Origin of the sequence: Sulfitobacter sp. LC.270.F.C4, assembly GCF_032922545.1 — a bacterium.
GTDB lineage: Bacteria > Pseudomonadota > Alphaproteobacteria > Rhodobacterales > Rhodobacteraceae > Sulfitobacter > Sulfitobacter profundi.
Genome location: NZ_CP136692.1, coordinates 118,881 through 143,661, shown reverse-complemented (window position 1 = coordinate 143,661; position 24,781 = coordinate 118,881). Strand labels below are relative to the sequence as shown.

Annotated in this window: 30 protein-coding genes; 18 read left to right on the top strand and 12 right to left on the bottom strand. The window is 62.4% G+C overall.

Annotated elements, in window-relative coordinates:
- Nucleotides 1-12: 12 nt before the first annotated feature.
- The 4 genes from R1T45_RS04545 to R1T45_RS04530 all read right to left on the bottom strand — a co-directional run bounded on the left by R1T45_RS04545 (nt 13) and on the right by R1T45_RS04530 (nt 4,123).
- A complete protein-coding gene (locus R1T45_RS04545) occupies nt 13-1,191 on the bottom strand; it encodes a lytic murein transglycosylase (protein ID WP_120351983.1) in 1,179 nt (392 codons plus the stop codon).
- A 14-nt stretch (nt 1,192-1,205) separates the two neighbouring features.
- Nucleotides 1,206-2,114 (bottom strand): adenosylcobinamide-phosphate synthase CbiB, encoded by a 909-nt coding sequence (gene cbiB, locus R1T45_RS04540; protein WP_260010574.1) that lies wholly within the window; start codon nt 2,112-2,114, stop codon nt 1,206-1,208.
- Entirely contained in the window at nt 2,111-3,058 is a 948-nt protein-coding gene (gene cobD, locus R1T45_RS04535) for a threonine-phosphate decarboxylase CobD (protein WP_260010572.1), read from the bottom strand. The genes cbiB and cobD overlap by 4 nt, the downstream gene beginning before the upstream one ends.
- 90 nt (nt 3,059-3,148) lie before the next feature.
- Nucleotides 3,149-4,123: a glutathione S-transferase family protein gene (locus tag R1T45_RS04530; protein ID WP_317390234.1), complete on the bottom strand. Its 975-nt coding sequence runs from the start codon at nt 4,121-4,123 to the stop codon at nt 3,149-3,151.
- A 173-nt stretch (nt 4,124-4,296) separates the two neighbouring features.
- On the opposite strand from R1T45_RS04530, the gene R1T45_RS04525 reads away from it, so the two are divergent.
- Entirely contained in the window at nt 4,297-4,653 is a 357-nt protein-coding gene (locus R1T45_RS04525; protein WP_120352295.1) for a hypothetical protein, read from the top strand.
- Between the two features lie 42 nt (nt 4,654-4,695).
- On the opposite strand, the gene R1T45_RS04520 is transcribed toward R1T45_RS04525, so the two are convergent.
- Entirely contained in the window at nt 4,696-5,865 is a 1,170-nt protein-coding gene (locus R1T45_RS04520; RefSeq protein WP_317390233.1) for a MalY/PatB family protein, read from the bottom strand.
- A gap of 96 nt (nt 5,866-5,961) precedes the next feature.
- On the opposite strand from R1T45_RS04520, the gene def (R1T45_RS04515) reads away from it, so the two are divergent.
- The 4 genes from def (R1T45_RS04515) to fmt are packed head-to-tail and all read left to right on the top strand — an operon-like array spanning nt 5,962 to nt 8,418.
- Entirely contained in the window at nt 5,962-6,480 is a 519-nt protein-coding gene (def, locus tag R1T45_RS04515; RefSeq protein ID WP_067627668.1) for a peptide deformylase, read from the top strand.
- Nucleotides 6,477-6,974: a peptide deformylase gene (def, locus tag R1T45_RS04510; RefSeq protein WP_317390232.1), complete on the top strand. Its 498-nt coding sequence runs from the start codon at nt 6,477-6,479 to the stop codon at nt 6,972-6,974. The genes def (R1T45_RS04515) and def (R1T45_RS04510) overlap by 4 nt, the downstream gene beginning before the upstream one ends.
- Nucleotides 6,971-7,468, top strand: coding sequence for a peptide deformylase (gene def, locus R1T45_RS04505; protein ID WP_317390231.1), 498 nt, complete (start codon nt 6,971-6,973; stop codon nt 7,466-7,468). The genes def (R1T45_RS04510) and def (R1T45_RS04505) overlap by 4 nt, the downstream gene beginning before the upstream one ends.
- 35 nt (nt 7,469-7,503) lie before the next feature.
- A complete protein-coding gene (gene fmt / locus R1T45_RS04500) occupies nt 7,504-8,418 on the top strand; it encodes a methionyl-tRNA formyltransferase (RefSeq protein WP_317390230.1) in 915 nt (304 codons plus the stop codon).
- 4 nt (nt 8,419-8,422) lie between these two features.
- Here fmt and R1T45_RS04495 read toward each other — a convergent pair whose 3' ends face one another.
- From R1T45_RS04495 to R1T45_RS04475, 5 genes are all read right to left on the bottom strand, one after another.
- Nucleotides 8,423-9,046, bottom strand: coding sequence for a trimeric intracellular cation channel family protein (locus R1T45_RS04495; protein WP_132443817.1), 624 nt, complete (start codon nt 9,044-9,046; stop codon nt 8,423-8,425).
- Nucleotides 9,043-9,507 (bottom strand): ribonuclease HI, encoded by a 465-nt coding sequence (rnhA, locus tag R1T45_RS04490; RefSeq protein WP_067627684.1) that lies wholly within the window; start codon nt 9,505-9,507, stop codon nt 9,043-9,045. Before rnhA ends, R1T45_RS04495 begins: the two co-directional genes overlap by 4 nt.
- 55 nt (nt 9,508-9,562) lie before the next feature.
- Nucleotides 9,563-10,513 (bottom strand): 4-hydroxy-3-methylbut-2-enyl diphosphate reductase, encoded by a 951-nt coding sequence (ispH, locus tag R1T45_RS04485; RefSeq protein WP_317390229.1) that lies wholly within the window; start codon nt 10,511-10,513, stop codon nt 9,563-9,565.
- A 60-nt stretch (nt 10,514-10,573) separates the two neighbouring features.
- The gene (locus tag R1T45_RS04480; protein ID WP_120351972.1) at nt 10,574-11,311 is read right to left on the bottom strand and encodes a helix-turn-helix transcriptional regulator; all 738 of its coding nucleotides are present in this window, start codon (nt 11,309-11,311) and stop codon (nt 10,574-10,576) included.
- 253 nt (nt 11,312-11,564) lie between these two features.
- A complete protein-coding gene (locus tag R1T45_RS04475) occupies nt 11,565-12,119 on the bottom strand; it encodes an NYN domain-containing protein (RefSeq protein WP_067627693.1) in 555 nt (184 codons plus the stop codon).
- Between the two features lie 123 nt (nt 12,120-12,242).
- Between R1T45_RS04475 and folK the strand changes: the two genes are divergently transcribed.
- From folK to recO, 12 genes are all read left to right on the top strand, one after another.
- Nucleotides 12,243-12,851 carry a 2-amino-4-hydroxy-6-hydroxymethyldihydropteridine diphosphokinase gene (folK, locus tag R1T45_RS04470; protein WP_317390228.1) on the top strand — a complete coding sequence of 203 codons (609 nt, stop codon included), beginning with the start codon at nt 12,243-12,245 and terminating at the stop codon, nt 12,849-12,851.
- Between the two features lie 73 nt (nt 12,852-12,924).
- Nucleotides 12,925-13,278 carry a DNA-directed RNA polymerase subunit omega gene (rpoZ, locus tag R1T45_RS04465; RefSeq protein WP_120351971.1) on the top strand — a complete coding sequence of 118 codons (354 nt, stop codon included), beginning with the start codon at nt 12,925-12,927 and terminating at the stop codon, nt 13,276-13,278.
- Nucleotides 13,279-13,314: 36 nt separating this feature from the next.
- Nucleotides 13,315-15,465, top strand: a complete 2,151-nt coding sequence (locus R1T45_RS04460) for a RelA/SpoT family protein (RefSeq protein WP_067627699.1) — start codon at nt 13,315-13,317, stop codon at nt 15,463-15,465.
- A gap of 37 nt (nt 15,466-15,502) precedes the next feature.
- A complete protein-coding gene (locus R1T45_RS04455; protein WP_317390227.1) occupies nt 15,503-16,159 on the top strand; it encodes a DUF2062 domain-containing protein in 657 nt (218 codons plus the stop codon).
- Nucleotides 16,160-16,258: 99 nt separating this feature from the next.
- Entirely contained in the window at nt 16,259-17,011 is a 753-nt protein-coding gene (locus R1T45_RS04450; protein ID WP_132443814.1) for a pyridoxine 5'-phosphate synthase, read from the top strand.
- Nucleotides 17,012-17,124: 113 nt separating this feature from the next.
- The gene (locus R1T45_RS04445) at nt 17,125-17,568 is read left to right on the top strand and encodes a PA2169 family four-helix-bundle protein (RefSeq protein WP_120351969.1); all 444 of its coding nucleotides are present in this window, start codon (nt 17,125-17,127) and stop codon (nt 17,566-17,568) included.
- 145 nt (nt 17,569-17,713) lie between these two features.
- Nucleotides 17,714-18,118: a holo-ACP synthase gene (gene acpS / locus R1T45_RS04440; RefSeq protein ID WP_132443813.1), complete on the top strand. Its 405-nt coding sequence runs from the start codon at nt 17,714-17,716 to the stop codon at nt 18,116-18,118.
- Nucleotides 18,119-18,250: 132 nt separating this feature from the next.
- A complete protein-coding gene (gene lepB, locus R1T45_RS04435) occupies nt 18,251-19,087 on the top strand; it encodes a signal peptidase I (protein WP_259946507.1) in 837 nt (278 codons plus the stop codon).
- Nucleotides 19,084-19,770, top strand: coding sequence for a ribonuclease III (gene rnc / locus R1T45_RS04430; RefSeq protein WP_120351966.1), 687 nt, complete (start codon nt 19,084-19,086; stop codon nt 19,768-19,770). The genes lepB and rnc overlap by 4 nt, the downstream gene beginning before the upstream one ends.
- Nucleotides 19,767-20,675, top strand: a complete 909-nt coding sequence (gene era / locus R1T45_RS04425) for a GTPase Era (protein ID WP_317390226.1) — start codon at nt 19,767-19,769, stop codon at nt 20,673-20,675. Before rnc ends, era begins: the two co-directional genes overlap by 4 nt.
- 15 nt (nt 20,676-20,690) lie before the next feature.
- On the top strand, nt 20,691-21,020 hold the full coding sequence (locus R1T45_RS04420; protein ID WP_120351964.1) for a DUF1491 family protein: 330 nt from the start codon (nt 20,691-20,693) through the stop codon (nt 21,018-21,020).
- A complete protein-coding gene (gene recO, locus R1T45_RS04415) occupies nt 21,020-21,742 on the top strand; it encodes a DNA repair protein RecO (RefSeq protein WP_120351963.1) in 723 nt (240 codons plus the stop codon). The genes R1T45_RS04420 and recO overlap by 1 nt, the downstream gene beginning before the upstream one ends.
- On the opposite strand, the gene R1T45_RS04410 is transcribed toward recO, so the two are convergent.
- Nucleotides 21,726-22,118: an META domain-containing protein gene (locus tag R1T45_RS04410; RefSeq protein ID WP_317390225.1), complete on the bottom strand. Its 393-nt coding sequence runs from the start codon at nt 22,116-22,118 to the stop codon at nt 21,726-21,728. The genes recO and R1T45_RS04410 overlap by 17 nt on opposite strands.
- A gap of 66 nt (nt 22,119-22,184) precedes the next feature.
- Nucleotides 22,185-23,867: an acyl-CoA dehydrogenase family protein gene (locus tag R1T45_RS04405; RefSeq protein WP_317390224.1), complete on the bottom strand. Its 1,683-nt coding sequence runs from the start codon at nt 23,865-23,867 to the stop codon at nt 22,185-22,187.
- A 142-nt stretch (nt 23,868-24,009) separates the two neighbouring features.
- On the opposite strand from R1T45_RS04405, the gene R1T45_RS04400 reads away from it, so the two are divergent.
- Nucleotides 24,010-24,774: a sulfite exporter TauE/SafE family protein gene (locus tag R1T45_RS04400; RefSeq protein WP_132443808.1), complete on the top strand. Its 765-nt coding sequence runs from the start codon at nt 24,010-24,012 to the stop codon at nt 24,772-24,774.
- The last annotated feature ends 7 nt before the right edge of the window (nt 24,775-24,781 follow it).

The window sequence follows — 24,781 nt, the reverse complement described above, 5'->3', positions numbered from 1 at the left end:
GGGGTCTTCTCCTTACAGTTGGTTCAGCAGATCAGGCGTGGGCCAGCCATCGACGGGCATGCCTAGTCGTTTCTGTTCGGCGCGCACGGCGGCGCGGGTGCCAGAGCCGAGGATGCCATCCACATCGCCCACGTCATAGCCCATGGATTGCAATTTGCGCTGAAGTGTCTTCATCGCGTCGCCGCTAAGCCCCGGTTGCGGATTGCCTGCGTCGAAAACCTGTGCGCCTTCCAGCCGTGTGGCAAAATAGGCGGCGGTCATGACGTAGGTAAAGCTCTGGTTCCATTCGAAATAGACCCTAAAATTCGGGTAGGCGATGAAGGCTGGCCCGCCGCGCCCTTGTGGCAGCAGGACCGAGGCGGTCAGCCCCTCGGCCAGCGGCCCGTTGCGGGGGGACACGCCCATCGCTTGCCATTCGCTAACGGATTTGGTGGTCTCCAGCCCGCTTTGCGACCAGTCGAAGTCTTGCGGTAAGGTGACTTCGGCCAGCCAAGGCTCACCCGCCCGCCAGCCGAGGCTTTGTAGCATTTTGGCGCCCGACAGCAGCGCATCAGGGGCAGAGGTTTTCAGCGAGACTTCGCCGTCGCCGTCGCCATCCACACCGTTTTCGATGATGTCGCGGGGCAGCATTTGTACCATGCCGATTTCGCCCGCCCATGCGCCGGTGGTGGTGGCAGGGTCGAATTCTCCGCGCTCGAAAAGCTCCAACGCCGCGAAAAGCTGTGGGCGGAACAATTCAGGACGGCGGCAGTCATGGGCTAGCGTGGCCAGCGCGTTGGCGGTGTTAAAGTCGCCTTGGATCGCGCCGTAATCCGTCTCAAACGCCCAGAAGGCCAGCAGCACGCCACGGCTGACGCCATACTCGGCTTCAACCCGGTCAAAGACCGCGTCGTATTTCTCGGCCATGGCGCGGCCCCGGTTGATCCGGTTTTCCGAGATCAAGTGGCGCGAAAATTCGATGAAGGGCTTTTGAAACACCCCCTGCGCCTGATCGGCGCGCAGCACGGCGGGGTCTTGGCGCAGACCTGCAAAAAACTGATCGGCAGTGGCGGGGTCGGCGCCATTCGCCACGGCTTCGGCTTTGGCATCGGCGATGAAGCTGGAGAAATCACCGCCACAGGCCGTTTGCGCAAAGGCGGTGGCGGGAAGGGTGAGGGCCGCAAGGGTGGCGGCTAGAAAAGTGGGGCGCATGGATATCCTCATAGTCACAGACAGGCCAGAACTAGGGCGATTGCCCACATCACCAACCATGCCTGCCAGAGGCGGGTGATGGCCGCATCGATCTCCTGAGGTCCGATGACGCGCGCCCCCGCGCCGTGCACCCAAGGAAACTGCTGCACCTGCCCATCATAGCTGCGCGGACCGGCGAGGGCCACACCTATGGCCCGCGCCATGGCGGCTTCCGGCCAACCGGCATTGGGCGAGCGGTGCAGCGCCGCATCCGCCCGGATGTCGCGCCAGTGGTGCAAAACCCCGCCGGGGAGCGCGATGAGCAGCGCGGTCAGCCGTGCGGGGGCGAGGTTCAGCAGGTCATCCATCCGCGCCGCGGCCCAGCCGAAATCGGCATAGCGCGGGGTGCGGTAGCCGATCATACTGTCGGCGGTGTTGACGATTTTATAGACCAGCAGCCCCGGCAGTCCGCCCAGCAGAAACCAAAAGGCAGGCGCGATGATGCCATCGCTGAGGTTTTCCGCGCCGCTTTCGATGGCCGAGCGTGCCACGGCGTCTGGGGGCATCTCGCCAGTGTCGCGGCTGACGATCATCGCCACCGCGCGGCGGCCTGTGGGCAGCGATTGGCGCAGTCCGTCCGCCACCGCGCGCAGGTGCTCAACGAGGGAGCGTTGCGCCAGCAGGATCGCGGCGATGATGATCTCGGCCAGTGGGCCAAGAAGGCTCAGCACCCAGCCAAGGCACGCCATCCCGATCATCAGCGCCAGCAGCAGCGCCACGCCCTTGGCACGCCGCGAATGGCCGTGGTTCAACCGACGATCCCCAGAGCCGATCAGCCGCCCCATCAGCACCGCCGGATGCGGCAAGCGCCGCCAGAGCCATTCCGGTTCTCCAAGGGCCGCGTCGAGCAGCATGGCCAGCGCAAGGACCGCCGCCGTGCTCATGCCAGCGCCCGCTCCAACCGCGACCAACCCTCGGCGGGGGGCAGGCCGAGGCGCAGCCAGCGTGGGTTATAGGGGAAGACGCGGGTCCAGATGTGATGCTGGGCGAGGCGTTCCTGCCAAGCTTGCGCGTCATCGACCTCATAAAGCCGGAAAAGCGGAGTGCCGCCGACGGTTTGCGCCCCCGCTTCGGTCATCAATGTGTCGAGACGGGTGGCGTCAGTCGCCAGCCGGACCCGCGTGGCCTCGGCCCAAGCGCCATCCCGCAAGGCCGCCGCGCCAATATGCAATGCCGGTCCGCTTACCGGCCAAGGGCCGAGCATCTGGCCAAGCCGTGCCACCAAGGCCGGATCGCCGATGACAAAGCCCAGCCGCAGCCCGGCCAGCCCCCAGAACTTGCCAAAGCTTTTGAGGATCAGTGTGCCGGGTGTCGTGGCCTGCGCCATGAGGGTGGCGTCAGGGGTGATGTCGCAAAAGCTCTCGTCGATGATGCTGAGGGGGGCGGTGACCTCTGCCGCATCCCAAAGCCGCCCGTCGGGGTTGTTGGGGTGCACATGGACGGCGGCGTGAGTGTCACCCTCTTCGACCACCTGCCAGCCGTTCTCGGCAAAGCTTGCGGCATGTTCATTGTAGGTCGGGCCGGGGATGCGCACGCGGCCCTTCGGTGCCAGCGCCGGGATGCGCGCAATGGCCGAGGATGCGCCCGGCACGGCCAGCAGCGCAGCATCTGGTGGCACCTGCCAGAAGGCACGGGCGGCATCCACAAGCGCGGTTTGCGCTGCGGCATCGGGGAGCGCGTTCCACGCCTCAGCAGGCAGGGCGGGGATCGGGTAGGGCTGCGGATTGATCCCGGTCGATAGGTCGATCCACTCCGCCCGCTGCCCGCCGAAACGCGCCGCTGCCGCATCGACACCGCCGCCGTGGTCGCGCTGATCTGGCTGTTGCATCCTCGTCCCCCTGCCGTTCTTGCTGCGGTGAAAGCGCAAAAGCGCTGCGCGATCAAGCGCCTTCCGCAAGGCAGGGAGGGAGAGGAAGGATCAGCCGCGCCCGTGCGGCGCGTCGAAATCCAGCACCGGGTTGATCGGGATGATCCGATGCGGGTTAATCGTGTCGTGGCTGTAGTGGTAGTGCCGCACGATATGGTCGAAGTTCACCGTCTCGGCCACGCCGGGCACCTGATAGAGTTCGCGCGTATAGGCCCAGATGTTCGGGTAATCGACGATCCGCTTGCGGTTACACTTGAAGTGCAGGTGATAGACCTTGTCGAAGCGCACCAGCGTGGTGAAGAGCCGCCAGTCGGCCTCGGTCATCTTGTCGCCCGCGAGGTAGCGGTTTTGCGACAGGATGTCTTCGATCCAATCCAATGTATCGAAGAGCGGATGCACGGCGGCGTCATAGGCCACCTGCGTGGTGGCGAAACCGGATTTGTAGACGCCGTTGTTCAGCGTGTCATAGACGCGGGCGTTCACCTCTTCGATGCGGTCGTGGAGGGGGGCGGGGTCGTAGTCATCGCTGTTGCCGGTCAGCTCATCAAAGGCGCTGTTGAACATGCGGATGATCTCGGCGCTCTCGTTGCTGACGATGGTCTCGCGCTCTTTGTCCCAGAGGATCGGCACGGTGACGCGGCCCGTGAAATTGGGATCGGCACGGGTATAGATGTCGCGGGCATAGGGCAGGCCAAAGAGGGTATCGCCAGTGGCGCCGGGGAAGTCATCATCAAAGGTCCAGCCTTCGCCCAGCATATCGGGGTGTACGACCGACACGCCGATGTGATTCTCCAGCCCCTTCAATTGGCAGAAGATCAGCGCGCGATGTGCCCAAGGGCAGGCATAGCTGACATAGAGGTGATAGCGGCCCGATTCTGCTTTGAACCCGCCGTCGCCGCTGGGGCCGGCGCTGCCATCGGCGGTTACCCAGTTGCGAAACTTCGCTGCGGCGCGCTCAAACTTGCCGCCTGAGGATTTGGTATCATACCATTTGTCTTGCCATTTTCCGTCAACCAATAGGCCCATCTTGTTCTCCTTTGCGCGTTTGAGGATATATCTAGGGCAGGGGGCGAGGGGTGCACATCTTCATGAGCGCGCAGCCGCCCTGCGCTGGCGCAGACTGCCCAAACGTCATCAAATCTTAACTTGAATTTTCTACGTTTTAGCCCAGCTTAGAAGGCATTAGCGGGGGGATGATCATGGAAGAATTTCTGTCGAAAGAGATACAAGCGGGGCTGGATGCCGCGCGTATGGCAAGCCTGCGCAAGGGCGCGCGCCTGCGGCTTGAGGTGGGCGGTGATGTCTACCGGGTGCTGCGTATGTGGAAGACCGGTTTTTCCGTCGATGCGGCAGATGCGCCCAAGCTGCGCGGGCTGGTCGATCTTTATGATGGCAGCCTGCATCTGTTCCAATGTCTCATCGTGGCGAGCGAGGAAGAAGCGGGCGAAATGCGTTATGAGTTCAAACGCGCGACCGCCGTGGCAGACCGTCCGCCGCTTGATTTCGAGCGTCCCGCCGATGCGCCACTGGGGCTGATCGAAGACGGCCGCGCCTGAAAGGGCGGCACGGCGGGCCAGTCCCGCCGCGCCATTTTCCGATTATTGTAGATCGCTGAAAGCTTTTACGAGCCGGTCGCAAGCTTCCTCGACCCGCGCGCGCGGGGTGGCGAGGTTGAAACGCATGAAGCTTTCGCCCCCCGTGCCGAAGGTGGCGCCGTGGTTGGCTGCGATGGCGGCGCTTTTCTCGACACGTTTCTGAAACTCCGCCGGGTCCATCCCGGTGCCCGAAAAGTCCACCCAAGCCAGATAGGTCGATTCCAGCGGCATCGAACCTAGCCCCGGAATCGCGTTCACCGCGTCATCGAAGAGCTGCCGGTTTCCGTCCAGATAGGCGGTCAGTTCATCCACCCACGCTGCACCCTCGGGGGAATAGGCCGCCGTTGCCATGATCAGCCCGAAGGAGTTCGCCGAGACGCCCAAAGCCGCCATGCGCTGGGCGAAGCGTTGGCGCAGCTTGGGGTCGTGAATGATGACGTTCCCGGTATGGCCGCCGGCGATGTTGAAAGTCTTGGTCGTGGCGGTCATCATCACCAGACGGTCTTCGATTCCGCCGATATGCGCCATGGGGATGTGCTTGTGCCCCGGCATCACCAGATCGTGGTGGATTTCATCCGAGACCAGCACCAGATCGTGCCGCTTGGCGAAATCGGCCACGCCTTGCAGTTCTTCGCGGCTCCAGACACGCCCGCCGGGGTTATGCGGCGAGCAGAGGATCACCATTTTCTCATCCCCGGTCATCAGGGCGTCATAGGCGTCGAAATCCATCTCGTAGCGGCCCGAGGCATTGGTCAGCGGGCATTCCACCACGCGCCGCTCGGCGGCGTTAATCACGCGGGCGAAGGCGTGATAGACCGGGGTGAACAGCACGACGCCATCGCCGGGCTGCGTGAACGCATCAACGCACATCGCGGTGCCGTTCACCAGACCGTGGGTGGTAAAGATCGCATCGGCGTCGACCTTCCAGCCGTGACGGTTTTCCATCCACCATTGGATCGCGGCAAGGTATTCGCTGTCGTCGCCGAAATACCCGTGCACCCCGTGGTCGATCTGGGCCTGAAGCGCGTCCTGCACCACCTGCGGGGGGCGGAAATCCATGTCGGCTACCCACATGGCGATGCCGCTGTCCGCGGGCACGCCATAGATCGCTTCCATCTTGTCCCATTTCGCACAATGGGTGCCGCGCCGGTCGATGATGTCGTCAAAGCTCATGCTGGTCTCTCCTGATGTTGCGGCCAAGCTAACGGCTGCCGCAGGCGCTGCAAGCCCCCGGTTGCGCGATGCCCGGGCATGGCCTAAATGAGCGGGATGAAACGCCCGATCCTTTTGCACCCCGACCCACGGCTCAAGAAAGCCGCAGCCCCCGTCGCTGATCTCAGCGACGAGTTGCGCGTGCTGGGGGATGATATGTTGACCACCATGTATGACGCGCCGGGCATCGGCCTTGCCGCGCCGCAGATCGGCGTGCTGAGCCGTGTCATCGTGCTCGATTGCGTCAAGGAAGAGGGCGAAGCGCCGCGCCCTCTGTTGATGTTCAACCCTGAGATCGTGGCCTCTTCGGATGACCTCAGTACCTATGAGGAAGGCTGCCTGAGCATTCCTGAGCAATACGCCGATGTGACCCGCCCGGCTGAGGTTGAGGTCCGCTGGCTCGACCGCGACGGCAAAGAGCAGCAGGAGGCGTTTGACGGCCTCTGGGCAACCTGTGTGCAGCATGAGATTGACCACCTCGATGGGAAGCTTTTCATCGATTACCTCAAGCCACTGAAGCGCCAAATGATCACCCGCAAGATGGTGAAACTGAAGCGCGAGTTGGCACGCGGATGAGCGTGCAGGAGGTACTTCGCTGGCCCGACCCACGTCTGGCCGAGACCTGCGTGCCGATCGAAGAGATCACGCCAGAGATCGAAACGCTGGCCGCCGATATGTTGGAGACGATGTATGCCGCGCCGGGGCGGGGCCTTGCCGGGCCGCAGGTTGGCGCGATGCTGCGGATCTTCGTGATGGATGCAGGTTGGAAAGAGGATAAGTCCGACCCGCTTGTCTGCATCAACCCGATGTTTCAAGAGATCGGCGAAGAGCGTGTGACCAATACCGAAGGCTGCCTCAGCATTCCGGGCATCAGCACCGACATCTCGCGCCCGTCGCAGGTGCAGATGGTTTGGACCGGGCTGAACGGTGGCCGCTATGTGCAAAGCCTTGAGGGTGCCGCCGCGCTGATCGCGCAGCATGAGATGGATCACCTTGACGGTGTGGTGACATTCGATCACCTCGACGCGGACACCCGCGCCGCCAAGATTGCGGAGTTCAACGCCCAATGACCCTACGCCGCTACGTTGCATGGCCCGACAAACGACTGCGCAGCCCCGCCGAACCCATTGAGGCGGTGACGGATGAAATTCGCACCCTTTGGGACGACATGATCGAGACGATGGACGCGATGCCGGGCGTCGGCCTTGCCGCGCCGCAGATCGGGGTGATGTTGCAGGTCGCGGTGGTCGATGCCTCCGAGGCACGCAACAAGCGCATCCGGCTGGCAAACCCGGTGATTATAGACGCCTCTGCCGTGCTGCACCCTTATGAGGAAGCCAGCCCGAACCTGCCCGGTTTCAGCGCCGTGATCCGCCGCCCCCGCGGCGTGAAGGTGCGGTTCCTTGATGAGACGGGGGCAGAGGTTGAGCGTGATTTTGTCGGGCTTGAGGCCGTCAGCGTGCAACACCAGATCGACCATCTGGCGGGCAAAATGTATTTCGACAACCTCAGCAAAACCAGGCGCGACATGCTGTTGCGCAAAGCACGTAAACAGAACGGCTGACAGCCCAAAAGGCGCTGTCCGTCAGGAGTGAACAGATGCGACTGATATTCATGGGCACGCCCGATTTTTCGGTGCCGATACTCGATGCACTGGTGCAGGCCGGGCATGACATCTGCGCCGTCTATTGCCAGCCACCACGCCCTGCGGGCCGGGGCAAGAAACCCCGCCCCAGCCCGGTGCAGCAACGCGCCGAAGAGATTGGCCTGCTGGTGCGGCATCCGGTGTCGCTTAAACACCCCGAACCGCAGGAAGAATTCGCCGAGCTTGACGCAGATGCGGCGGTGGTCGTGGCCTACGGTCTGATCTTGCCGCAGGTCATTCTGGACGCGCCGAAACGGGGCTGCCTGAACATCCACGCAAGCCTGCTGCCGCGCTGGCGCGGGGCGGCGCCCATTCACCGTGCGATCATGGCGGGGGATGAGAAGACCGGCGTTTGCATCATGCAGATGGAAGCGGGGTTGGACACTGGGCCCGTGCTGCTCTGCGAAGAGACCGAGATCGGCGCGGCCGAGACCACGGCCGAATTGCACGACCGGCTGAGCGCCATGGGCGCGGTGGCGATCAACAAGGCGCTGTCGCGGTTGTCGGACCTGCCCCCCCAGCCTCAGCCCGACGAGGGCGTGACCTATGCCGCCAAGATCGACAAGGCCGAGGCGCGCATCGACTGGGCCCGCCCGGCGGTTGAGGTAGACCGGCTGATCCGGGGCCTGTCGCCCTTTCCCGGCGCGTGGTTCGAAATCGACGGCCAACGGGTGAAGGTGCTGGGATCGGTGCTGGACGAAGGCACCGGCGCGGCGGGCGAGGTGCTGTCAGATGACCTGCGCATCGCTTGCGGCGACGGTGCGGTGCGGCTCACGCGGTTGCAGCGCGCGGGCAAGGGCGTGCAGGAAGCGGATGTGTTTCAGCGCGGCGCGCAGATCCCGGTCGGCACTAACCTGAGCGCCGCTTAAGCGCTCAGCTTTTCGGCGGGGTGCTTTTGTAGACCGGCAGGTGCCAGCCGAAATAAAGCGATCCGGCGCGCAGCACCCAAGTGGTGGCGGCGCAGGCCAATAGCGGGTAGAGCGTCCCGTCGAAATAAGGCGCCAGCAGCACGGCCACAGCGGCACCGGAGAGCGCCGCGGTGGCGTAGAGTTCGCCTTGCGTCAGCACCAGTGGCAATTGGCCCACCACCACATCGCGCATCAGCCCGCCCATACAGCCGGTGATCATGCCCATGACGATGATGATCGGCGCGGATTGCTCTTGGGACATCGCCACACCGACCCCCGCCGCGACGGCGACGGCCAGTGCCAGACTGTCGAGCCAGATCAACGTGCGAAAGCGGCTTTCCAGAAGATGCGCGGTGAAAAACACCACCAGCGCCGCCACGATGGCCACGCCGAGCATACTGGGCGTTTCTATCCAAAAGATCGGGTTGCGGTCGAGCAGGAGGTCGCGGATCGTGCCGCCGCCCACGGCGGTCAGGCAGGCGATAAAGGCAAAGCCCACGATATCAAGCTGCGCCCGGCTTGCGACCAGCGCGCCGGTGATGGCAAAGACCAGCACGGCGGCATAGTCGAGCAGGGCCAGCAGGCTCACTTCTTGCCGCCCGGTTTGAAGGGGGCCATGCCCGCGCGGGCCAGTTCATCGGCGCGTTCGTTTTCGGGGTGGCCGGCGTGGCCCTTGACCCATTTCCACGTCACATTATGCCGCGCGTTCGCCGCATCCAGCCGCTGCCAAAGCTCGGCGTTTTTGACGGGCTTCTTGGCGGCATTTTTCCAGCCGTTTTTCTTCCAGCCGAAGATCCAGCCTGTAATGCCGTTTTTGACGTAGTTGCTGTCAGTAACGATGGTGATTTCTGTTGTACGGCTGAGCGATTCCAGCGCCGAGATCGCGGCCATCAGTTCCATGCGGTTGTTGGTGGTTTGCGCCTCGCCGCCCTTCAACTCGCGTTCCTTGACGATCTTGTCGCCGTCCATGGCGCGCATCAACACGCCCCAGCCACCGGGGCCGGGATTGCCTGAGCAGGCTCCGTCTGTGTAGGCGTAAAGGTCTGGCATGTCGGCTCCCGTCGCGGTTTCAACGCGGTTTAGGCGGCTGGCGCGCGGCGGTCAATCAGGCGGGTTGGCGCAAGACGCGGGGCACCTTGAACTCGACGTTTTCCTGCGCGGTTTCGACCAGTTCGGTGGTCACGTCATAGCGCGCTTTGAAGGCGTCGATCACTTCGTTGATCAGCACTTCGGGGGCCGATGCGCCTGCGGTGATGCCGATGCTGCCGATCCCATCCAACGCTCGCCAATCGATGTCGTCCGCACGTTGCACCAGTTGCGCATAGGCGCAGCCCGCACGGGCACCGACTTCGACTAGCCGTTTGGAGTTCGATGAATTCGGCGCGCCCACCACCAGCATCGCGTCGCATTTGGGCGCCATGGCTTTGACGGCTTCTTGACGGTTGGTGGTGGCGTAGCAGATGTCTTCTTTATGCGGGCCGATGATGGCTGGGAACCGCGCCTGAAGGGCTGCGACGATATCGGCGGTGTCGTCAACGCTGAGCGTGGTCTGGGTGACATAGGCCAGCTGCGCCTCATCACGCACGGCGACACCGGCCACATCGTCGGGCGTTTCGACCAGCAGCACATCGCCATCGGGCAGTTGGCCCATGGTGCCGACCGTCTCAGGGTGGCCCGCGTGGCCGATCATGATGATCTGCAGCCCTGCATCGGCATGGCGCTGCGCCTCGATATGGACCTTGGAGACCAGTGGGCAGGTGGCATCGACATAGATCATATTGCGCGCCTGCGCCGCCGAGGGCACGGATTTCGGCACGCCATGGGCGGAAAAGATCACTGGACGGTCGTCGGGGCATTCGGAGAGTTCCTCGACAAAGACCGCGCCCTTGTCGCGCAGCCCGTCGACGACGAATTTGTTGTGTACGATCTCATGGCGCACATAGACTGGGGCGCCCCATTTCTCGAGCGCCATTTCGACGATCTTGATCGCCCGGTCCACGCCCGCGCAGAATCCGCGCGGCGCGGCGAGGTAGAGGGTCAGGGGCGTGTTGGTCATGCGAAGTCTCCGAACGGCTTGGCGCAGAGGTAAGGGCTTGGGCGCTCTTCGTCCAGCCCGTCAGCCTTTCTTGGGCGCAGCCTCGCCCGCGGTGCCGTGAACGAGGGCGGCGGCCTGCGCTCGGTTGCGGATGCCCAATTTGCGGTAGCCCGATTTCGCATAGTCCGAGACGGTGTGGATCGAGAGGTTGCAGCGATGCGCGGTTTGCTGGCGGGTGTAGCCATGGGCCAGCAGGTTCACCACTTCGGCTTCGCGCGGGCTGAGTTTGCCAAAGGCCGATGGGGTCTCGGGCAGGGGTAACGGGGCGGTGCCGGTCAGGTCTTCGATGCGGCGGTGCATCAGCAGGCAAAAGAGGCGAAGATCCTCGGCCACGTCGCTAAAGCTCCGTTCAAACTCATCGGCCTCCATCCAATTGCCGATGATGAAGCCACCGAAACGTTCTGATCCTTTCAGCCGCATGGGCACCGCAAAGGCGGCGTGCAAACCTTCCCGTCCTGCGCGTGCGATCAGCGAATGCTCAGAGGGGGTAACATCGGGGTAAAGGTGCACGAAGGCCTGACCGATTGTCAGGACTTCATAGCTGGTGCACGAATGGTGGAGAAAGGGGTCATCCTCGGGGGGGAGATCATCGTAAAGGTCGGGGATGGTGGATAAAAACTGGGCATCTTTGAAATCTGCCCCGACGCTGATGTGAATGGCGTGGGTGAAACCAATCTGTCGCAGCGCCTCTACAATGCCGTCCCAGAGCTTGCCTACATCCTGTAGCTTCTCCAGCCGCACCGCATCATCGAAAAGCATCGTCCCTCACTTTAACCCCCCTTTTTCGGGGGGTCGTCTACTTCTACGGGAACGGGTACTGTGGGATCAAGGGGAACGCATGGGTTCATGTGCTGTATTGTATCTTCCCTGGGGTATTTTAGAAATTTCACAGGCCAGTGACGCCATTGTCACTGGTCTGTTATTCGTCTGCCTGCCCCCTTTGAGGCAGGCACAAGAAGGCCACTGCTGCGGCTAGCAACATGGTTTTGGGCGAAAATAAGGCGGTTTGCGCTTAGTCTTGCGAGGTCGAGATCGGATCGCGCGGCGGACGGCCAATGACATCACGCAGATCGTCAAGCTCGATAAAGTTGTCGGCTTGGCGACGCAAATCGTCAGAGATCATCGGCGGCTGGCTGCGAATCGTCGACACGACAGAAACGCGCACGCCTTGGCGTTGCAGGCTTTCGACCAGCGGACGGAAGTCGCCGTCGCCGGAAAAGATCACGATATGGTCGACACGCGGTGCCAGTTCCATTGCATCAACGGCCAGTTCGATGTCCATGTCGCCTTTGACTTTGCGGCGGCCCATGCTGTCGGTGTATTCCTTGGCCGGTTTGGTGACCATGGAAAAGCCGTTGTAGTTCAGCCAGTCAACAAGCGGGCGGATCGGCGAATACTCATCGTTTTCCAGCAATGCGGTATAGTAGAAGGCGCGCAGCAGCTTGCCGCGGCGCATGAACTCTTGCCGCAGCAACTTATAGTCGATGTCGAAGCCAAGCGTCTTTGCTGCGGCGTAGAGGTTGGAGCCGTCTATGAAAAGCGCCAAACGCTCATCTTTGTAGAACATTAATCTATCCTTTCGGCAGGCTTCGCCGTATTCCCGGTTTGAGTTGTAATCGTCGCAGATTAATAAATCTGTGACGGCTGGCGATGCCCCCACATCAGGGTGCATAACTAAGGCTTTTTAACGATGTCGCAAGACCCCGTGGGTATGGAATTAAGCAGTAGAGAGCCTATACGAAAGTATAGTCTCCTGATTGCGCTTGGTGGGAACCTCGGCTCTTCTGTCGGTGCGCCGCAGGAAACCCTGAAGTCGGCTTTGAAGCTGTTGCAAACCTCCGGCGCGGTGATTCGCGCGACCAGTGCATTCTATCATACACCGGCTTTTCCCGCAGGAGCGGGGCCCGATTATGTGAATGCCGCAGCACGTCTGGAGGCCCCTTGGGATCCGGCCAAAGCGCTTGGCGTCCTGCATCAGATCGAGGCGCAGTTGGGTCGGGAGCGGGTGCAGCGTTGGGGCCAGCGCACTTTGGATTTGGATTTGCTGGCCTGTGATGATATCGTGTTGCCAGACCGTAACACCCACAAGATGTGGCGTGATTTGCCGCTTGAGGCGCAGATTGGCCGCACGCCAGAGCAGTTGATCCTGCCGCATCCGCGCCTGCAAGACCGCGCTTTTGTGCTGGTGCCGCTGGCCGACGTGGCTCCCGATTGGGTGCACCCGCTGCTGGGAAAACCGGTGCGCACCTTGCTTGAGGCTCTGCCTGAGCGGGATCGTGCCGAGGTGCGGCGCCTGTAATAACGGCTTGTAAATCTGCCCGAAGCGGCCTAAATACCGCACTTCTGGCAGCAAATGAGATATTGGAGGCTTCATGGCCCGCGTCACCGTCGAAGATTGTGTGGATAAGGTTCCGAACCGTTTCGAGCTCGTCATGCTGGCCGCGCACCGCGCCCGTGAGATTGCTGCCGGATCGCCGCTGACCGTCGACCGCGACAACGACAAGAACCCGGTCGTGTCCCTGCGTGAGATTGCGGACGAAACGCAGTCGGCTGATGATCTGCGCGAGCGTCTGATCGAAAGCAATCAGAACCAGATCGAAGTCGACGAACCCGAAGAAGACGCCATGGCGCTTTTGATGGGTGGCGAAGAGGACAAGCCCGAAGAAGACAGCATGTCCGAAGAAATGTTGCTGCGCCAGTTGATGGCCGCACAGGGGCAGGGCTAACCCCCGCGCCCCGGCCGGGGCAATGAGGCAGATGGCATGAACAGCGCCGACATTACTGCCGATGACCTGATCGCTCTTGTTCAAGGCTACAATCCGCGTACCAACGAACCCCTGATCCGCGCCGCTTTCGACTACGGGGCGCGGATGCATGAGGGGCAGTTTCGCCATTCCGGTGAGCCCTATTTCACCCACCCCGTCGCTGTCGCTGCGATCCTCACGGAACAGCAGCTTGACGATGCGACGATCATCACCGCCCTTTTGCACGATACGATCGAAGACACCAAAGCGTCTTATGCCGAGGTGCAGAGTCTCTTTGGCGGCGAAGTGGCGGAGTTGGTCGATGGTGTCACCAAGCTGACCAATCTTCAGCTCAACTCGACCGAGACCAAACAGGCCGAGAATTTCCGCAAGCTCTTTATGGCGATGTCCAAGGACTTGCGCGTCATCCTCGTCAAGCTCGCCGACCGTCTGCACAATATGCGCACGATCAAATCCATGCGCCCGGACAAGCAGGTCAAAAAGGCGCGGGAGACGATGGATATCTACGCGCCACTGGCGGGGCGCATGGGCATGCAGTGGATGCGCGAAGAGTTGGAAGACCTTGCGTTTCGCGTGCTCAACCCCGAGGCGCGCGCCTCGATCATTCGCCGCTTTATCACCCTGCAACGCGACACCGGCGACGTGATCCAGCGGATCACCGGCGACATGCGGGTGGAGTTGGAAAAAGCGGATATCGACGCCGAGGTTTTTGGCCGGGCCAAGAAACCCTATTCGATCTGGCGCAAGATGGAGGAGAAGGAACAGAGCTTCTCCCGTCTGTCCGACATTTACGGCTTTCGCGTTATCACCGCCTCTGACGAGGATTGCTACCGCACACTCGGCGCGATCCATCGCCGCTGGCGCGCGGTGCCGGGGCGGTTCAAGGATTACATCAGCCAGCCCAAGACCAACGGTTATCGCTCGATCCATACCACCGTCTCGGGCCGCGATGGCAAGCGGGTGGAAGTGCAGATCCGCACCCGGCAGATGCATGACGTGGCCGAGACCGGCGTCGCCGCGCATTGGTCCTACCGCGACGGTGTGCGCAGCCGAAACCCCTTTGCCGTCGATCCCGCCAAATGGATCAGCCAGCTGACCGAGCAGTTCGACGCCGAGACCGACCACGAGGATTTCCTCGAAGCGGTGAAGCTTGAGATGTATGCGGATCAGGTCTTCTGCTTCACGCCTAAAGGCGATGTGGTGAAACTGCCGCGCGGGGCGACGCCGATTGATTTCGCCTATGCGATCCACACCCGGATCGGCAACGCTTGCGTTGGGGCCAAAGTCGACGGGATGCGTGTGCCGCTCTGGACGCGGATCAAAAACGGCCAGTCGATTGAGATCACCACCGCGCAGGGGCAAACACCGCAGGTCACATGGCTTGATATCGCCACCACCGGCAAGGCCAAGTCGGCAATCCGGCGGTCCCTGCGCGAGGTCGACCGCGAGCGCTTTATCAAACTGGGCCGCGAATTGGCGCGCTCGGCCTTCGCGCAGGTCGGCAAGAAGGCCACCGATAAGGTGCTGCATACCGTCGCCAAGAACATGCGGCTCAACGGCCCCGATGAGGTGCTCGCCCGGCTTGGCAGTTCCGAACTCACAGGCCGCGAAGTGGTGGAATGCGTCTATCCTGACCTTGCCCCGCAAAAGGGCGAGCAGATCGACGTGCGCCGCGCCGTCGTGGGGCTGGAGCCGGGCCAGAGCTTTGACCGCGCGCCCTGCTGCACGCCGCTGCCCGGTGAGCGGATCGTCGGCATCACCTTCCGTGGCAAGGGCGTGACCGTCCACTCAATCGACTGCGACCGCCTGTCGGAATACGAAGACCAGCCCGAGCGTTGGCTGGATCTGCGTTGGCACGATGGCAGCCACCCGGCGGTCTATACCTGCGCGTTGGACATCACCATCGGCAACGGCGCGGGCGTACTGGGGCGGGTCTGCACCTTGATCGGCGAAGCCTCGGCCAATATCTCTGATTTGGAGTTTGTGGAGCGCAAGCCTGACTTTTACCGGTTGGTGGTCTATGTGGATCTCAGAGACGTAAGTCACCTGCATTCGTTGATGTCCACGATCGAAGCCGAAAGTGAAGTCGCCGATGTCAGCAGGCACCGCAATATGAGCATGGGAAAGACTGTCGAAAAGACCGACTGACCCCGCGCAGACGAAACGCCGATACTGGACCTGAGACTTGATTTTCAAACGCCGCGATCCGAAACCGACCCTGCGCGCGCTGGCCGAGTTTCTGTGGCCGCGGGGTGGTTGGACACGTGCGTTTCACTACGTCAAACACCGGATGCGGCGGCTGCCCGACAGCCCCGAGCGCATTGCGCGCGGCATCTGGGCCGGGGTCTTTACCACCTTCACGCCCTTCTATGGTCTGCACTTCATTGTGGCGGCACTAATCGGGCGGGTGATGCGGGCCAATATCCTCGCCGCCCTTATGGCGACCTTCTTTGGCAACCCGCTGACCTATGTGCCCATCGGCATCGCGGCCCTGCAGACCGGGCATTGGATCCTTGGCGCGCCCGTGGCCCCGAAAGAGCATCGCTCCTTCGGGGGGAAGTTTCTGGATGCGGGCCGCGATCTGCAAGAGAACTTTGTCGCGATTTTTACCGATAGCCAGATGGATTGGACGGGGCTGACCGCCTTTTTCCATCAGGTCTTCTACCCCTATCTGATCGGGGGCATCCTGCCGGGAATGATCTGCGCCTCTATCGCCTATTATATCTCGGTACCGGTGCTGCGGGCTTACCAAAAGCGGCGGCGCGGGATGATCAAGGCCAAGTTCGAGGCGCTCAAGCATAAGGCGGCGCAAAAGGCCGAGGCCAAGCGCCCCGCGGACTGAGGCTTTCAGGGCATCAATTTTCCGGAAAAACCGCTTCCCCCTATGGGGTTGGCGAAATTTCCGACCTATGGTCGGGCAAGTGATGCAAGGGGAATCGAGATGGCGGATCAACCAAAGCTGAGATTGGGCGTGAACATTGACCATGTGGCGACCGTGCGCAACGCGCGGGGCGGCGCCTATCCTGACCCGCTGCGCGCGGCCAAGATCGCGGAAAAGGCTGGCGCCGATGGCATCACCGCGCATCTGCGCGAAGACCGGCGGCATATCTCTGATGCCGATATCGAAGGGTTGATGGAGGTGCTTTCCGTCCCGCTGAACTTTGAGATGGCCGCCACCGACGAGATGCAAAAGATTGCCCTGCGCCACAGGCCCCATGCCGTCTGCATCGTGCCCGAAAAGCGCGAAGAGCGCACCACCGAAGGCGGGCTGGAAGTCGCCCGCGAGGAGAATAAGCTGGCCCATTTCATCGCGCCCCTGCGTGAGGCGGGCAGCCGGGTGTCGATCTTCATCGCCGCCGAGCCTGCGCAGATCGAAGCCGCCAATCGCATTGGGGCAGAGGTGATCGAACTGCACACCGGCGCCTATTGCGATGCCTTTGCCGAAGGCCGCTGGGATGAGGCGGACGTTGAGCTTAAAAAGCTGCGCGAGATGTCTAGTTTCGCAGCTTCCCTCGGGCTTGAGGTTCATGCCGGACACGGGCTGACCTATGACACGGTGACCCCCATCGCGGCCTTTCCAGAGGTGCGCGAACTCAACATCGGGCACTTCCTGATCGGAGAGGCAATATTCCTCGGGCTGGAACCCGCCATAACAGAGATGCGCCGCCTGATGGATGAGGCCCGCGAGGGCTGAGCCCGCCGGTCTTCGGTGGCGAAAATCCACTCAATGGATGCCTTCTTCTGGACCCAAAACGGCTTTGACCGCGTTGGGCCGCCAGACTGGTTAACAAACCTAAGGAGGCACCGATGAGCGACCATATCGACACACTGAAGAAACTCCACACCCGCCTGATCGACAGCCGCGACGGCTATCGTGAATCCCGCAAGCAGGTCTCGGATGAGGCCGCCTTCGTCGGCTTCTTCGACCAGCGCATCGCTGAGCGCGAGAAGTTCCACACCGAATTGCACCGCCAGTTGGGCGTCGACGGCGTGGATGTCTCCGAAGAAGGCTCCGCCGCTGCATCGGCCCACCGTGGTTGGCTGAAACTGCGCGACGCGGTGACCGGCGATGACGAAGCCGTCTATGACGAGATCGTCAACGGCGAATCCGCATTGGTCGAAAACTACGACGATGCGATCAAAGCCACCGCTGGCCGCCCCGGTTATGAGTTCCTGACCGAGCAGCGCGCCTCTGTGCAGCGCGCCATTGATGAGGCGAAAGCCGAAAAAGCGCGCCACGCCACGGCCTAAGCTGCGCGACATCCCGAGTTTAACGCCGTTCCGTTCCGCGGGGCGGCGTTTTCGCGTCGTATTGCTGCTTTTCCTCGGCAACGGCGCATGATCTATTGTCGGTAAAGGGCGCATCGGCCCCGTCACGCGACAAGAATGGCACTCAATGATCCTCGGCATCGGCACTGATTTGGCAAATATCGAGCGTATCCAAGGCACGCTCGACCGCTTTGGCGACCGTTTCCGCAATCGCGTTTTTACGGACGTGGAACAGCGCAAGGCAGAGCGTCGCCGCGATGTCGCGGGAACTTACGCCAAACGCTGGGCCGCGAAAGAGGCATGTTCAAAGGCGCTTGGCACCGGGCTGCGCATGGGCATTGCATGGCGCGACATGGCGGTCAGCAATCTGCGCACCGGCCAACCCGTGATGGAAGTGACCGGTTGGGCCGCCGACCGTCTGGCCGCGATGACCCCGCCGGGGCATGAGGCGATCATCCATGTCACCCTGACCGATGACCACCCCTGGGCGCAGGCCTTTGTCGTGATCGAAGCGCGCCCCCTTGCCGATTGAGACCCCTCAGGCTGGCGCGCCCCGCCGTTTCGCGTCATATGCACGCGGGGCAGGCCGATCCGGCCCCGCGTCACTTGACTTGGCCCGCACGGCCCCGCATGTAACCCCAAACCGATATGTCAGGAGCGCCGCATGGCCGCTAAGGAAAAAACCGGCAACGCCTTTGTCGAAACCATCAAGACAATCTTCTGGGCGCTGCTGATCGCGGGTGTCTTTCGGACCCTGTTCTTCCAGCCCTTCTGGATCCCCTCCGGCTCCATGAAAGAGACGCTGCTGATCGGCGATTTCCTTTTCGTGAATAAGATGGCTTACGGCTATTCCTATGCGTCTTGCCCCAGTCTGATGCTCCCTGGTGTCGGGATCGAGATCGACGCCAAGGATGTCTGCGGAGTGTTCGACGGCGACAACGATCGGCTTTTCGGGTCCGAGCCTGAGCGCGGCGATGTGGTGGTCTTCCGTCACCCCGTATCGGGCCGCGACTACATCAAACGTCTGATCGGTCTGCCGGGGGACAAGGTGCAGATCCAAAACGGCGTTATCAGCCTGAACGGCACCCCGGTCAAAGTCGAAGATGCAGGCACCTTTGAAGAGGTCATGGCCCCGCAAGGCCCACAACAACTGCGCCCGCGTTGCGAAAACGGCCCCGTCGGGCAAGGCGGCACCTGCGTCAAAAGCCGCCAGATCGAAACGCTGCCCAATGGCGTCTCGCATCCGATCTTGAACATCACCAACCAGCAGTCGGACAACACGGGCGTCTATACCGTGCCTGAGGGGCATTACTTCTTCATGGGCGACAACCGCGACAATTCTGCCGATAGCCGGTTGGCGCAGCGCGCCGGTGGCGTGGGTTTCGTGCCGTTTGAGAACCTGATTGGCCGCGCGGATCGCATCATGTTCAGTTCTGCCGGGCGTTCGATGCTGTTCTTCTGGACATGGCGCAGCGACCGTTTCTTCGAAGCTGTAAGATGAAGCTGAGCGGAGACCTCAAAGCCTTTGAGGCGCGGATCGGCCACCACTTTGCCACGCCGGACCTGCTGGTGCGCGCCGTGACCCATGCCTCCATGTCCTCGGCCAACCGTGATGACAACCAGCGGTTGGAGTTTCTGGGCGACCGGGTGCTGGGCCTCGTCATGGCCGAGGCGCTGCTGGCGCTGGATCCCGGTGCGACCGAGGGGCAGTTGGCCCCGCGGTTCAACGCATTGGTGCGCAAGGAAACCTGCGCCGATGTGGCGCGCGAGATCGATCTGGGAAAGGTGCTGAAACTGGGCCGGTCTGAGATGATTTCGGGCGGGCGGCGCAAACAGGCGCTTTTGGGCGATGCGATCGAAGCGGTCATCGCTGCCGTCTATCTGGATGGCGGATTTGACGCGGCCAAGGCGCTGGTGCTGCGCCTCTGGGGCGACCGGCTCAAAACGGTTAAAGAAGACGCCCGCGACGCCAAAACCGCGTTGCAGGAATGGGCACAGGCGCGCGGGCTGACCCCGCCGCGCTATGTACAGACTGACCGCAGCGGCCCCGACCATGCGCCGGTCTTTACCATTACCGCGCGGTTGGACAACGGCGCCGAAGCCGCCGCCACCGCGCCCTCAAAACGCGCCGCCGAACAGGCCGCCGCCACCACGCTGTTGCGGCAATTGGAGAAGAACTCATGACCACCCGTGCCGGATTCGTCGCCCTGATCGGAGAGCCCAACGCGGGCAAATCCACGCTGCTGAACCGCATGGTGGGGGCCAAAGTCTCGATCGTGACCCATAAGGTCCAGACCACCCGCGCCCGCATCCGCGGCGTGGCGATGGAGGGCGACGCGCAGCTGGTTTTCGTCGACACCCCCGGCCTGTTCCAGCCGCGCCGCCGGCTTGACCGTGCCATGGTGGCTGCCGCTTGGGGCGGGGCTGCCGATGCGGATGTGATCGTGCTTTTGATCGAAGCGCACCGTGGCATGACCGAAGGTGTGGAGCGTATCCTTGAGGAGCTTGGCAACATCGCCAAGGGCCGCCGAGTGGCACTGGCGATCAACAAGATCGACCGCGTTGAGGCACCTGTGTTGCTGGGTCTGACCGAAAAGATGAACGCAGCTTTCGATTTCACCGAGACTTTCATGATCTCCGCCGAGCGTGGCCACGGTATCGACACGCTGCGCGAATGGTTGGCGAGCGAGGTGCCGGAAGGCCCGTGGCTCTATCCCGAAGACCAGATCGCCGACCTGCCGATGCGCAACATCGCGGCCGAGATCACCCGCGAAAAACTGACCCTGCGGCTGCATCAGGAACTGCCCTATCAGCTCACGGTCGAGACCGAGAATTGGGAAGAGCGCAAGGACGGCTCGGCCCGGATCGATCAGTTGGTCTATGTCGTGCGCGACGGTCACAAGGGCATCGTGCTGGGCAATAAGGGCGAGACGATCAAGGCCGTGGGCAAGGCCGCCCGCGAAGAGCTTGAAGAGTTCTTGGGCCGCAAGGTGCATCTGTTCTTGCAGGTCAAGGTCCGTGCCAATTGGCTGGAAGAGGCCGAGCGCTATTCCGAGATGGGCTTGGATTTCAAAGATGGCAACGACTGAGCGTAAAGGCCAGCCATGCCGCGTCTGACCGCGCGTTTCTGGGTCGACGCCTATCTCACCCGGCTGCGTTTGCAGGATATCCCGGCCTTTGTTGTGGCTCATGGCGATGACACGGGCGGCGCTGTGCTGGTGAAACTGGCGACGCTGGACGGCAAAGCAGTGCTGTTTCAACGCTCTTTTGATTTGATGACCGGCGACCGGAAGTGGATTGAGCTGGCTTCGGGCGACGAGGCTGAGGTTGACGCCACCGTCAGCCGCCAGCGCAGCTTTGACCCGGACCTCTGGGTGATCGAAGTCGAAGACCGGCAGGGCCGCCACCTGTTGGACGAACCGGGGCTCACCTGATGGAATGGCGCGATCAGGGCATCCTGCTGAGCGCGCGGCGACATGGCGAGACTTCGGCGATCATTGAGGTTTTTACCCCCGAACAGGGCCGCCATGCCGGGATCGTGCGCGGCGGCACCAGCCGCAAGATCGCCCCCAGCCTGCAGCCGGGCGCGCAGCTTGATCTGGCATGGCGCGCGCGGTTGGAGGACCATATCGGTGCCTTCACGGTCGAGCCTTTGCGCAGCCGTGCCGCGGTGGCCATGCAGGACCGTCTGGCGCTGGCGGGGTTGAACGCGGTGACCGCGCTTTTGTCCTTTTGTCTGCCCGAACGCGAGCCGCATCCGGCGCTCTACCGCCGCACCGAAGCGCTGCTTGATCTTCTGGGGCAGGGGGAGGTCTGGCCGCTGGCCTATCTGAAGTGGGAACTGCGTCTGTTGGAAGAGATGGGCTATGCGCTTGATCTTGAGGCCTGCGCGGTGACCGGGGTGACAGAGGGGCTGGCCTATGTCTCGCCCAAGTCGGGCCGTGCGGTCTCGGCCAAGGGCGCGGGGGAGTGGGCGGATCGTTTGCTGCCGCTGCCGGCTGTCCTGCGGGGCGGCACCGGGAGCGATGCGGAGATTGCGCAGGGGCTTGTTACAACGGGCCATTTCCTTGCCGCGCATCTGGCGCGTGATCTGGGCGGCAAGCCTCTGCCCGAAGCCCGTGCGCGTTTTGTCGATGCCTTCAGTCGGCGGCTTTGAAGATCAGTCGTTCGCCGCTGTCATCCGACAGGATTAGCGTGTCGCCCAACACGTCTGAAATCGTCACATCCCCCAATGCATTCAGAAACGCCGTCTCGGCTGCGATATCCGGGCAGGCGCGGCGGGTGGCCGCGATATGGCCCGCGTCGAACCACGGGTAGGGCGCCGTCATCGCGGCGCTATAGGCGTTGCAGGGGGCCTCTCCTGCGATCTTGCCGGTCTCTGGGAAGGTCAGCGTGGCGCGGGCGTCGAAGGGGGTGCCGTCCAACTCCACCAAGGTCCATGTCTTGTCGCCCGCCCCGTAGGCACGGACGGTTTCATCCCCTTGGCATTGCGGCAGGGCACTGAGGGCGGCGAGGATCAAAAAGCTGCGCATGGGCTATCCTTTGGGTGGAAACGCCGCCTATGTCCTCGACATCGGCGGCGCTTGCAGCCCGGCGCGTTAGCCCAGAAGCCGCCGCGCGATAACCTGCGCCTGAATTTCCGCCGCACCCTCAAAGATGTTCAGGATACGCGCATCGCATAGCACCCGGCTGATCTTGTACTCCAGCGCGAACCCGTTGCCGCCATGGATTTGCAACCCGTTGTCGGCGGCGGCCCAAGCGACCCGCGCGCCGAGCAGTTTGGCCATGCCTGCTTCAACATCGCAGCGACGGCCCGCGTCCTTCTCAAACGCGCTGTAATAGGTCAACTGCCGGGCGATCATCAGTTCCACCGCCATCATCGCCAGCTTGCCCGACACGCGGGGGAAGTTGATCAGCGTCTTGCCGAATTGCTTGCGGTCTTGGGCGTATTGCATCGAGATATCGAGCGCGGATTGCGCCACGCCGATGGCGCGGGCGGCGGTCTGGATGCGGGCGGATTCAAACGTCTCCATCAGTTGTTTGAAGCCGCGGCCCTCTTCGCCGCCGAGCAGGTTCTCGCCCTTCACTTCGAAACCGTCGAAGCCAAGTTCGTATTCTTTCATGCCGCGGTAGCCGAGCACCTCAATCTCTCCGCCGGTCATGCCGGGGGTGGGGAAGGGGTTGGCATCGTCGCCGGGGGTCTTTTCGGCCAAGAACATCGACAGGCCGCGGTGGTCTGTGGTTTCAGAATCGGTCCGCGCCAACAGTGTCATCACATGGGTGCGCGCGGCATGGGTGATCCATGTCTTGTTGCCGGTGACCTTGTAGTCGTCCCCGTCCTTGACCGCGCGGGTGCGCAGGCTGCCGAGGTCCGATCCGGTGTTGGGCTCGGTGAAAACGGCCGTGGGCAAAGTCTCGGCGCTGGCGATGCGGGGCAGCCATTTTTCTTTCTGCGCGTCGGTGCCGCCGCAGAGGATCAGTTCCGCCGCGATTTCCGAGCGGGTGCCGAGCGAGCCAACACCGATGTAGCCGCGCGACAGTTCTTCGCTGACCACACACATCGACGCTTTGGTCAGGCCCAGACCGCCGTATTCTTCGGGAATGGTCAGGCCGAAAACACCCATTTCGGCCAGTTCTTCGATCACCTCAATGGGGATCAATTCGTCTTTCAGATGCCAGTCATGGGCGAAGGGCTCGACCTTTTCGACCGCGTAGCGGCGGAACTGGTCGCGGATCATTTCAAGCTCTTCATCAAGCCCGCTGACGCCAAAGGTCACATCGGCGCTGCGCTCCTGCATCAGCTCCACCAGACGGCTGCGCGCGGCTTGGGTGTTGCCGCCGCGGGTCAGGGTGGTGATCGACGGCGCGTCGAGCGTGGCCTCATCCTCAGCGCTCAGCCCCAAATCTTGCAGGCGCAGTATCTCGCCTTGGTTCATCTGGATGCCGCCGCGCATCTGGCAAAGGTATTCGCCAAAGCCGATCTGGTGCAGCAGTTGCTCAACCTCGCCAAAGCGCCCGTCATCCTGCAGCCGTTCGGCCCAAAGCTGCATCTGTCGCAGCGCTTGGACATAGGTGGCGAGCCATGCGAGCCCGTGAGCGGCGGTCTGGTTGGCCTCGATCAGCTTGGCCGAGACGCGCCCCCCCTCGCTCACCTGCGCGCGGACGGCGGCGGTGGCGGTTTCCAGCAGCCGATCCAACGGCGGCAGCGTCGCGCCGGTGAGCCCGATCAGATCGTCGAGAATTACGCTATGCATCGTCATATCCTGACCATCATGTGCCATGAGCTGTCCTTTCTTGCTTGGGGAAGACATAGACCTTTCGCAGTCGCAGCACAACAAAGATACGTTTTACTGCAGCATTTTGTTTTAATATTGCGTGCTCATTTTTGACGTGCGGCTGCCCGAGGGGGTGCTATGTAGCGGTATGGACAGTATTTTCCCCTTTCTCACTCCGTTCGAATTCTATGCTGCACTTGCAATCGGCCTCTGTGGCGGGTTCGTGAAGGGCGTTGTTGGTTTTGCTCTGCCGCTCGTGCTGATTTCTGGTCTCACGACCTTTATGGCGCCCGAATTGGCGCTGGCGGGGCTGATTCTGCCGACGGTGCTGGCCAATGCGTTCCAAGCGCTGCGGCAGGGGCCGCAGGCGGCGCTGCGTTCGATCCGGTTGTTCTGGGTTTTCTTGGTTTGCGGCGGCGTGATGCTGGTGCTCTCCGCGCAGATGGTGCGGCTGGTGCCCGCCACCGTGATGCTCTTGATGATCGGGGTGCCGGTGGTGCTGTTCGCGCTGCTGCAACTGTCCAAGCATAAATTCCACCTGCCGCAGCGCTCGGCCAAGGTTGAGGCGCTGGTGGGCGGTTTTGCCGGGGCCGTCGGAGGGATTTCGGGCATTTGGGGGCCGCCCACGGTGGCCTATCTCACCGCGCTCGGAACCGAGAAACATGACCAGATGCGAATCCAAGGTGTGATCTACGGGCTGGGCGCTGTGGCGCTTTTGGCGGCGCATATCGGGTCAGGAGTGTTGAATGCGCAGACATGGCCGTTTTCCGCGCTGTTGATCCTGCCGGTAATGCTGGGCGTCTGGCTGGGCAGCAAGGTGATGGACCGGGTGGACCCGGTGCTGTTCCGCAAGATGACGTTGCTGGTGCTGATGGTGGCGGGGTTGAACCTGATCCGACGGGCGATCTCTTAAGCGGGTC

Bases quoted from the DNA above. Each gene is read 5' to 3' on its own strand.
- R1T45_RS04400 (WP_132443808.1), top strand. From the start codon at position 24,010: ATGGACAGTATTTTCCCCTTTCTCACTCCGTTCGAATTCTATGCTGCA.
- lepB (WP_259946507.1), top strand. From the start codon at position 18,251: ATGGCCGCTAAGGAAAAAACCGGCAACGCCTTTGTCGAAACCATCAAG.
- R1T45_RS04545 (WP_120351983.1), bottom strand. From the start codon at position 1,191: ATGCGCCCCACTTTTCTAGCCGCCACCCTTGCGGCCCTCACCCTTCCC.
- R1T45_RS04410 (WP_317390225.1), bottom strand. From the start codon at position 22,118: ATGCGCAGCTTTTTGATCCTCGCCGCCCTCAGTGCCCTGCCGCAATGC.
- R1T45_RS04445 (WP_120351969.1), top strand. From the start codon at position 17,125: ATGAGCGACCATATCGACACACTGAAGAAACTCCACACCCGCCTGATC.
- R1T45_RS04525 (WP_120352295.1), top strand. From the start codon at position 4,297: ATGGAAGAATTTCTGTCGAAAGAGATACAAGCGGGGCTGGATGCCGCG.
- rnhA (WP_067627684.1), bottom strand. From the start codon at position 9,507: ATGCCAGACCTTTACGCCTACACAGACGGAGCCTGCTCAGGCAATCCC.
- R1T45_RS04450 (WP_132443814.1), top strand. From the start codon at position 16,259: ATGGCGGATCAACCAAAGCTGAGATTGGGCGTGAACATTGACCATGTG.
- rpoZ (WP_120351971.1), top strand. From the start codon at position 12,925: ATGGCCCGCGTCACCGTCGAAGATTGTGTGGATAAGGTTCCGAACCGT.
- R1T45_RS04475 (WP_067627693.1), bottom strand. From the start codon at position 12,119: ATGTTCTACAAAGATGAGCGTTTGGCGCTTTTCATAGACGGCTCCAAC.
- R1T45_RS04520 (WP_317390233.1), bottom strand. From the start codon at position 5,865: ATGAGCTTTGACGACATCATCGACCGGCGCGGCACCCATTGTGCGAAA.
- R1T45_RS04420 (WP_120351964.1), top strand. From the start codon at position 20,691: ATGCCGCGTCTGACCGCGCGTTTCTGGGTCGACGCCTATCTCACCCGG.
- era (WP_317390226.1), top strand. From the start codon at position 19,767: ATGACCACCCGTGCCGGATTCGTCGCCCTGATCGGAGAGCCCAACGCG.
- ispH (WP_317390229.1), bottom strand. From the start codon at position 10,513: ATGACCAACACGCCCCTGACCCTCTACCTCGCCGCGCCGCGCGGATTC.
- def (WP_067627668.1), top strand. From the start codon at position 5,962: ATGAAACGCCCGATCCTTTTGCACCCCGACCCACGGCTCAAGAAAGCC.
- recO (WP_120351963.1), top strand. From the start codon at position 21,020: ATGGAATGGCGCGATCAGGGCATCCTGCTGAGCGCGCGGCGACATGGC.
- R1T45_RS04405 (WP_317390224.1), bottom strand. From the start codon at position 23,867: ATGGCACATGATGGTCAGGATATGACGATGCATAGCGTAATTCTCGAC.
- acpS (WP_132443813.1), top strand. From the start codon at position 17,714: ATGATCCTCGGCATCGGCACTGATTTGGCAAATATCGAGCGTATCCAA.
- def (WP_317390231.1), top strand. From the start codon at position 6,971: ATGACCCTACGCCGCTACGTTGCATGGCCCGACAAACGACTGCGCAGC.
- def (WP_317390232.1), top strand. From the start codon at position 6,477: ATGAGCGTGCAGGAGGTACTTCGCTGGCCCGACCCACGTCTGGCCGAG.
- fmt (WP_317390230.1), top strand. From the start codon at position 7,504: ATGCGACTGATATTCATGGGCACGCCCGATTTTTCGGTGCCGATACTC.
- cbiB (WP_260010574.1), bottom strand. From the start codon at position 2,114: ATGAGCACGGCGGCGGTCCTTGCGCTGGCCATGCTGCTCGACGCGGCC.
- folK (WP_317390228.1), top strand. From the start codon at position 12,243: ATGTCGCAAGACCCCGTGGGTATGGAATTAAGCAGTAGAGAGCCTATA.
- R1T45_RS04460 (WP_067627699.1), top strand. From the start codon at position 13,315: ATGAACAGCGCCGACATTACTGCCGATGACCTGATCGCTCTTGTTCAA.
- R1T45_RS04480 (WP_120351972.1), bottom strand. From the start codon at position 11,311: ATGCTTTTCGATGATGCGGTGCGGCTGGAGAAGCTACAGGATGTAGGC.
- rnc (WP_120351966.1), top strand. From the start codon at position 19,084: ATGAAGCTGAGCGGAGACCTCAAAGCCTTTGAGGCGCGGATCGGCCAC.
- R1T45_RS04530 (WP_317390234.1), bottom strand. From the start codon at position 4,123: ATGGGCCTATTGGTTGACGGAAAATGGCAAGACAAATGGTATGATACC.
- cobD (WP_260010572.1), bottom strand. From the start codon at position 3,058: ATGCAACAGCCAGATCAGCGCGACCACGGCGGCGGTGTCGATGCGGCA.